The following is a 6,759-nucleotide window of genomic DNA, read 5'->3' as shown; positions in this document are numbered from 1 at the left end:
TACCATCGCCTGTAGTAGAAGCTGCGCGCTGCTGTGATCCGAGGAGTCAATGCGTGAGCATTCGCGAGCGCGTTGCGCCGAGTCGAGTCGGCACCACCTTGCTGGCTTATCTGGCGTTGACCAAGCCGCGAGTCATTGAGCTGTTGCTGGTCACCGCAATTCCGGCGATGTTGCTCGCCCACCGCGGCACGGTGAACCCGCTGCTGATTCTCAATACTCTGATCGGCGGGATGCTGGCCGCCGGTGGCGCCAACACGCTGAACTGCGTGGCCGACGCGGACATCGACAAGATGATGAAGCGGACCGCTCGACGACCGCTGGCGCGGGCTGCGGTGCCCACCAGGCACGCGCTGGTGTTCGGGCTGGTGCTGAGCGTCGCCTCGTTCTTCTGGTTGTGGCGGACAACAAACCTGTTGTCGGGGCTGCTGGCGGTGGCCACGATCGCGTTTTACGTGTTCGTCTACACCCTGTTGCTCAAGCGCCGGACCTCGCAGAACGTGGTCTGGGGCGGGGCGGCCGGCTGCATGCCGGTGATGATCGCCTGGTCGGCCGTCACCGGCACCATCGGTTGGCCGGCGCTGGTGATGTTCGCGATCATCTTCTTCTGGACGCCGCCGCATACCTGGGCATTGGCCATGCGGTACAAGGAGGACTACAAAGCCGCCGGCGTGCCGATGCTGCCGACCGTCGCGACCGAGCGCCAGGTCACCAAGCAGATCCTGATTTACACCTGGCTGACGGTGGCCGCGACGTTGGCGCTGGCGCTGGCGGCCGGATGGCTATACACCGCGGTAGCGCTGGCGGCCGGGGCGTGGTTCTTGGCGATGGCGCACCAGCTCTACGCGGGTGTGCGCCGCGGCGAGCCGGTCAAGCCGCTACGGCTGTTCTTGCAGTCGAACAACTACCTGGCGGTGGTGTTCTGCGCGTTGGCGCTCGACTCGGCGATGGCGCTGCCCACGCTGCTGCGCGTCTGACACCTAACGCGAGGTCTTCGACCTGCGAATACCCCCTACCCGGTCGGGGTCTTGCGCCTACGACACAGCGTCGTATTCAATGCCCGACGTGATCTCACCGGTGGGCGGCTGATGACGGCGCCAGTCTGGATGGCGTCTCCGCCGGAGGTGCACTCGGCGTTGCTCAGCAGCGGCCCAGGACCCGAGTCACTGCTGGCTGCGGCCAGCGCGTGGAATTCGTTGAGCACCGAATACGCGTCGGTCGCTGAGGAACTCAGCGCGGTCTTGGCGGAGGTGCAGGCGGGCGCGTGGCAAGGCCCTAGCGCCGAGCGGTACGTGGCTGCGCACATGCCCTACTTGGCGTGGCTGGTGCAGGCCAGCGCCAAGAGCGCGTCGGAGGCCGTCCAGCACGAGACCGCGGCCACCGCCTACACCGCGGCGTTGGCCACGATGCCGACGCTGCCGGAGTTGGGCGCCAACCACATGATTCACGGGGTGTTGGTGGCGACCAATTTCTTTGGTATCAACACGATTCCGATCGCGCTCAACGAGGCCGACTATGTACGGATGTGGATCCAGGCGGCCACCACGATGTCCACCTATCAGGCGGTCTCGAGCGCCGCGGTGGTATCAACGCCGCAGACCGATCCGGCGCCTCAGATCGTGAACCCGCGGCCTGCCGATGGAGAATTCGGCGGCGGTGGCGACCAGGGGATTCTGCCCATCGTCGACAACGACTCCGGCGATCCCTACAACCTGAGCTGGTGGATCAATCGATTCCTCGAAGTTCCGCAGACCTTATCGAGAGACGTCCAGCTCATCGCCCAGAACCCGACTCAGGGATTCACGCAGCTATTTTCCGACATTGGCGGACTGGCGTCAGACGAGTTCGGCCACGCGCTCCAGGCCATCGAGTACTTCCCTCAACTCCTGGCGCTTCCTTTCGCCGTGCCGGCCGGAGCCGCGGGAGGCTTGGCGGGCCTGGCCGGATTGGCTGGAATCCAGCCTGAAGCGGCCACCGCCCCCGCCGTGGCGGCCGCGCCGACACCCCAGACGCACAGTTTGCCGGCGGTGACGAGCAGCCCTGTTGCGATAGGTGCGGGCGGCACTGCGCCCGGCACGTCCCCAAGCCCTTCTCCCGCGTCCACGGCAAGCTCCGTCGCCGGTGCCGCGCCGCCGCCCCCTGCTGCGGGTGGTACGGGGTTTGTCCCCCCGTATGCCGTTGGGCCGCCCGGCATCGGGGTCGGTGCGGGGATGAGTTTGGGCGCCAAGACTCAGGAGCCGACGTCGCGTGGATCGGCGAAGGCACCCGAGATCGCTGCGGCCGCGGCGGTCGCGGGGGTGCGGGGCCGGCGCCGGCGGCGCCAGCGCGCGGGTATGCGCGGGTACGGCGATGAGTTCATGGATATGAATGTCCAGGTCGACCCGGACTGGGTCGCGCCGCCGGGCGGGGAGGCGGTGGCGTCGGATCGGAGTGCGGGCCCGTTGGGGTTCGCCGGGACGGTGTCGAAGGGCAGCACGCAGGCAGCGGGGTTGGCGACGCTTTCCGGTGATGACTTCGGAGGGGGACCGAATATGCCGATGCTGCCGAATACCTGGGATCCCGCGGGCAAGCCTGCAGATGGGCATGAGTAGGACTGGGATCATCACGACGTCGGGCAGGGCCACCGGCAAGCTGTCGATAGCTGATCGGCTGCAAGTTTTCGAGTCCACGATCGTGTGGTAGTTATTAATGAAAATCGTATTCATCTCAGCCCCGGTCGGGGCTCGTTGACAGCCTGGAATCCAGGCCAGGCCGGCAGGGGCGGAGACCACGCGTGACGCAGCAACACTTTTCGGGCGTCGACGTTGAGCTCTCGTTGGCCTGGTTGCTTCAGCCACTCTCCGTCGAAAACTTTCTCGACGAGATCTGGTCCCAAACCCATCACCACATCCGGCGAGGCTGCCCAGGCTATTTCGATGGTCTCTTGCCTGGGCCGTCGACGGTCGACGAATTGCTGGAGTTGTTTCGCCGCGAGCCATCGGCGCTGCGGTTGGTAAAGGGAAGAGACAAAAAGGGATCCGACAACTACCTGCTCGTTGACGGCAGCCTCGATGTTGTCGGTATCCGGAACGACTTCGCCGACGGCTACACGATCGTGTTGGACGGCGTCGAGAAATACGTGCGGGCGGTCGGGACGTTGGCCCGTTCGATCGAGGTCGAGCTGAACTTTCCGGTACAGGTCAACACCTACATCACCCCGCCAGGTCAGACGGGTCTGGCGCCCCACTACGACGACCACGACGTATTGATCCTGCAGGTCCAGGGCTCGAAAATCTGGCATTTGTACCTCGGCGCCGACCGCCCGCCGCGCGAGATCCAGCGCGAGAAGGACAAGGTGGTTGCCATCGATGGCCTTCCGCCGCCCACCGACGTGCGCCTGGAAGGTGGCGACGTGCTGTACGTGCCACGCGGCCGCGTTCATTCCGCCGAGACAACCTCAGAGCAATCCATCCATCTGACCGTCGGCATCCACGTACCGACCGTGCTCATGCTTGCCATCGGAGCGCTTTACTCGCAGAGCTGGCGTGATGATCGTCTGAACGCCCGTCTGCCTGTGCGGCATCTGGATGATGCGGATCTGGACGCGACGCTGCGCAGCCTGGTGCGGGAAGCTGTTGGGACAGTTGATGATTCGGGCGCAATGGCTGGCGGTCTCGGGTTACTGGCGGACGGCTTGGTCCGGCGCGGCCAATGCCCACCGGTCGGACCAATCGCAAACGCCACGGGAATCGACGGAGAAACACGGGTGCGGAAGTACCAACCGCTCTATTCGTCAGTGAAGATCGAACCCGGCGGCGTCGTGCTGCAATTCGCGAGTTTGTCGATTGCCGCCGGCCTAAACCATAAAGCCGCGATGGAGTTCGTTTCGCGAAGCACCGAGCCGTTCCGGGTTGGCGACATGCCCGAGCTGAGCGAGAGGCAGCAGATCGAGCTGGCCCGATCGCTGATCGTCAGCGGATTCCTCGTCCGACTGCCTTAGGATGCTGATGGTGCCGGGCCGGGGGAAATCAGACCAGACCGGCGAGGGCGAGAAAACGGAGAGCACGGCTGATGCAGCAACGCTTATCGGGCGTTGACCGCGAGTTGTCATTGGCCTGGCTGCTTCACCCACTGACGGTCGAGACCTTTCTCAGTGAGATTTGGGGGGCGACTCATCACCACGTGAGCCGAAACTGCCCTCGATACTTCGACAGCCTGCTGGACGGCTCAGCCTCTGTTGATGAGCTGGTGGGGTTGTTTCGGCCGGATCTGTCATTGGTGAGCCTGGTCCGGGAGGACGACAAAAAAGATTCATACGTCTACCGGCTTGCCGGTGGCGGTTTCGATGCTGCTGGAATCGGCAAGGACTTCGCCGATGGCTACACGATCCTCTTGGGCAGTGTTCAGCGATATGTGCGCGAAATTGCGTCGCTACTGCACTCCATCGAGGTCGAGCTGAACTTCGCGGCGCAGGCCAACGCCTACATCACGCCGCCCGAATCTCAGGGCTTTGTAGCCCATTTCGACGATCACGACGTGTTGATCCTGCAGATTCGGGGATCCAAAATTTGGCACGTGTATGACGGTGCTGATGTAGCACCGCACCAGATGCTTCGCCGCGAGCCGGTGGCCACGGCCGCGCTCCCCTCGCCCACCGACGTGCGCCTGGAGGTCGGCGACGTGCTTTACCTGCCACGCGGCCGAGTCCATGCGGCCGAAGCAACCTCGGAGTTATCGGTCCACTTGACCGTCGGCCTCACCGCACCCACGCTGCTCACGCTTGTCACCCGAGCACTTAACTGGCTGAGCTCCTCCGATGATCGTGTCCACACCCAGCTGCCGCCGCGGTACCTCAACGACCCGGACGTACGGGTCGGTCTGGGCGTCCTCGTGCGCGACATCGCCGAAGCCCTCGAACAGCCGAGCGTCATCGCGGAAGGGCTCTCTTCGCTGGAAGATGACCTCGTCAAGCGCGGCCCAGGCCCGCCCGTCGGACAGTCGATCTCAGATGCCGTTGGGATTGACGCCCATAGCCGAGTGGTGAAGTACCAACCGCTCTATTCGCGGGTAGCAGACACTTCCGACGGCGTCGCACTGCACTTTGCACAATTAGTGATAAATGCCCCTCCCGACCATAAAGACGCACTGCAGTTCCTCTCGAAAAGTACCGACCCCTTTCGGATTTGCGATCTGCCGGGGCTGTCTGCGGCGCAGCAGACGGAATTGGCCCGAACCCTGATCGTGAATGGATTCCTTGTCCGGCTGCCCGACGATTGATGGAACTCGCCGAGCTCGCGCGTTGGACGCCGATCAGATTCGACCTTTCCGGACCCGTACCGACGGTCGACTGGGCCGATCTTTCCGAAGAACGTTTCGTCGAACCGTTCTTCGACCAGACCGTTGCCCGCTGGGCGTCCGGCCCCCGGGCCCGGCCGCTCGTCAGGACCGGGCTAGAAGCCCTTGTCATTCTCGACAACGAGCCCTCGCTCGAGCCTGCGGGCATGATCTTTCACCTGTCGCGCTGCGGGTCCACTCTGGTGTCTCGGATGCTGGGCACCCTTCCGGGGACCGTCGTTATTTCCGAGCCTTCGCCCCTCAACGCGCTCCTCGGGCTCGACCCCGGCCGGGTCAGCGAGGCCATGCTGGTCCGATCGGTGCGGCTTTTGGTGCGGGCGCTGGGCCGATGTCGGCACGGTGACGAACACCACCTGGTGCTCAAGTGCACCAGCTGGAACATCCGCCGCCGAGAAATCCTGGCCGCCGCTTTTCCCGAAACGCCGTGGGCCTGGGTCCAGCGCGACCCGGCGCACGTCTTGGCTTCGCTGCTGGCCAAGCCACCGGGCTGGCTCGGACTCCAGGCAGTGCCCCCCCGGACCGCGCGGCTCTTCGGCCTTGATCCGCAGGCGGTTCCGGCGAGGGCGCGCGTCGAGTTCGCGGCTCGCGCGCTCGGCGCCATGCTGGAGGCGGCCGCAACTGATCCTGCAGGGCGTCTGTCGATCGACCATGCCGAATTGCCCGGTGCGGTTTGGCAGCACGTAGCCCCGCATTTCGGGCTCGAGGCCGATAGTGCGGCGATTGACCGCATGATCGAGGAATCCCGGTTCTACTCAAAGGACCCATCACCCCGCGTCTTTGACAGGGATGCCTCCGAGCGCCGCCTGATGACCGATGCGATGCGTAAGGCCGCCGAGCGCTTCGCCGAGCCCGGTTATCGCTTGCTGGCATCGCCTCGTTAGAGCGGCTGGCCGGCCTCGCGCGGCAACACACGGCCGTCGAGTTTCTAATGCCGCGGCCGTGTGGTATTAATCTTAATGAAAATCATATTCATCTCGGCCATTCGGCCCATGACCGAGGAGTTGCTGTCATGACGTTGCGTGTCGTTCCCGAAGGTCTCGCCGGCGCTAGTGCAGCGATCGAGGCGTTGACCGCGCGTCTGGCCTCTGCCAATGCCGGCGCGGCCCCGCTGATCACGGTTGTGGCGCCTCCTGCCGCGGATCCGGTGTCGTTGCAGAACGCGGCCGGGTTCAGCGTTCGCGGCGGCGAACATTCAGCGGCGGTGGCCCAAGGCGCGGCAGAACTTGGTCGCGCCGGCGTCGGGGTCGGCGATGCGGGTGTCGGCTATGCAGCACGCGATGCAATGGGGGCGTCATCGTATTTCTTTGCGGGCGGGTGAAATGACAGCACCCATCTGGATGGCCGCGCCGCCGGAGGTGCATTCCGCGTTGTTGAGCAGTGGCCCCGGGCCCGGGTCATTGCTGGCGGCGGCCGGGGCGTGGAACTCAC

General features: G+C 64.8%; 7 protein-coding genes. All 7 read left to right on the top strand.

The window, feature by feature from the left end; all coding sequences use genetic code 11:
• Positions 1 to 53 precede the first annotated feature (53 nt).
• On the top strand, positions 54 to 974 hold the full coding sequence (locus VNW74_RS00075) for a heme o synthase (RefSeq protein WP_325674567.1): 921 nt from the start codon (positions 54 to 56) through the stop codon (positions 972 to 974).
• A 111-nt stretch (positions 975 to 1,085) separates the two neighbouring features.
• Positions 1,086 to 2,588 (top strand): PPE family protein, encoded by a 1,503-nt coding sequence (locus VNW74_RS00070; protein WP_325674566.1) that lies wholly within the window; start codon positions 1,086 to 1,088, stop codon positions 2,586 to 2,588.
• Between the two features lie 182 nt (positions 2,589 to 2,770).
• Entirely contained in the window at positions 2,771 to 3,976 is a 1,206-nt protein-coding gene (locus tag VNW74_RS00065; RefSeq protein WP_325674565.1) for a cupin domain-containing protein, read from the top strand.
• 71 nt (positions 3,977 to 4,047) lie between these two features.
• On the top strand, positions 4,048 to 5,253 hold the full coding sequence (locus VNW74_RS00060) for a cupin domain-containing protein (protein WP_325674564.1): 1,206 nt from the start codon (positions 4,048 to 4,050) through the stop codon (positions 5,251 to 5,253).
• Positions 5,253 to 6,212, top strand: a complete 960-nt coding sequence (locus tag VNW74_RS00055; protein WP_325674563.1) for a hypothetical protein — start codon at positions 5,253 to 5,255, stop codon at positions 6,210 to 6,212. The genes VNW74_RS00060 and VNW74_RS00055 overlap by 1 nt, the downstream gene beginning before the upstream one ends.
• A gap of 128 nt (positions 6,213 to 6,340) precedes the next feature.
• Entirely contained in the window at positions 6,341 to 6,649 is a 309-nt protein-coding gene (locus tag VNW74_RS00050; protein WP_325674562.1) for a PE family protein, read from the top strand.
• A gap of 1 nt (position 6,650) precedes the next feature.
• Positions 6,651 to 6,759 (top strand): PPE domain-containing protein (locus tag VNW74_RS00045; protein ID WP_325674568.1); only part of this gene is annotated, 109 nt, incomplete at its 3' end.

The sequence above is a fragment of the Mycobacterium sp. genome, from assembly GCF_035570115.1.
Lineage (GTDB): Bacteria > Actinomycetota > Actinomycetes > Mycobacteriales > Mycobacteriaceae > Mycobacterium.
Note: the sequence above shows the minus strand (reverse complement) of the source record. Positions and strands in the feature narration are given on the sequence as shown.